The 783-nt window shown below is 63.1% G+C and carries 1 protein-coding gene; it reads right to left on the bottom strand.

Annotated elements, in window-relative coordinates:
- Positions 1 to 783, bottom strand: a 783-nt coding sequence (locus RMCB_RS24155; protein WP_131805570.1) for an NAD(P)-binding domain-containing protein, incomplete at both ends; no start/stop codon positions are given.

Here is a 783-nt window from a genome sequence, read left to right as displayed (position 1 = left end):
GATGCTGGGCATCGCGGTAGCCCAGGATGTCGACGTGCTTGTTGTGCATCCAGTCTTTGAACAGCTGGCACACCGCGTCCAGGTCGAACGACGGATAGTCGGTGGCATCGATGAGCTCGCGCACGTAGTCGGTCTGGAATTCGGCCTCGGCGTCATGATCGGGCAACGCGGCCTGCCGTTCGAGCCACACCTCGATATCGGCCTCACGCTTGTCGTAGTCGGGCAGGGTGATCACCCCGGTCATCACATCGCGGGCAAACCACGCTTGGGCGTCGAACATGTTGAACGTGTAGTACTGGTCCTGGGCCCCCAGGTAGAACAGGTTGGTGTTCTGCTGCCAGACCACCCCCTTGTACAGGTTGGCCGGATACAGCACGTTGGGGGAGGACAGCGACAACTCGCTGGGCAAAAACGGGTACTTGTGCTGGTATCCGGTGCACAGCACCACCGCGTCGAACTCGTCCTGGGTGCCGTCACGGAAGTAGGCGGTGTTGCCCTCGAAGCGGGTGACCAGCGGGCGTTCCACGGTGTTCCACGGCCAGTGATAGCCCATCGGATGGGTGCGGTAGCTCATGGTGATCGACGCCGCGCCCATCTTGTGGGCCTGCATGCCGATGTCCTCAGCGGAGTAGCTGGACCCGATCATCAGCAACCGCTTGCCGGCGAAACGTTCCGCCCCGCGGAAATCGTGGGCGTGCAGCACCTCCCCGGGGAAGGTGTTGATGCCCTCGAACTCCGGCACCGCGGGCACGTGGAAGTGCCCGGTGGCCACCACCAGCTTGT

It is taken from the genome of Mycolicibacterium brisbanense (genome assembly GCF_001570425.1).
In the GTDB taxonomy this organism is placed as follows: Bacteria; Actinomycetota; Actinomycetes; order Mycobacteriales; family Mycobacteriaceae; genus Mycobacterium; species Mycobacterium brisbanense.
The sequence above is the reverse complement of the archived record's forward strand: the minus strand, read 5'-3'. Positions and strand labels throughout refer to the sequence as shown.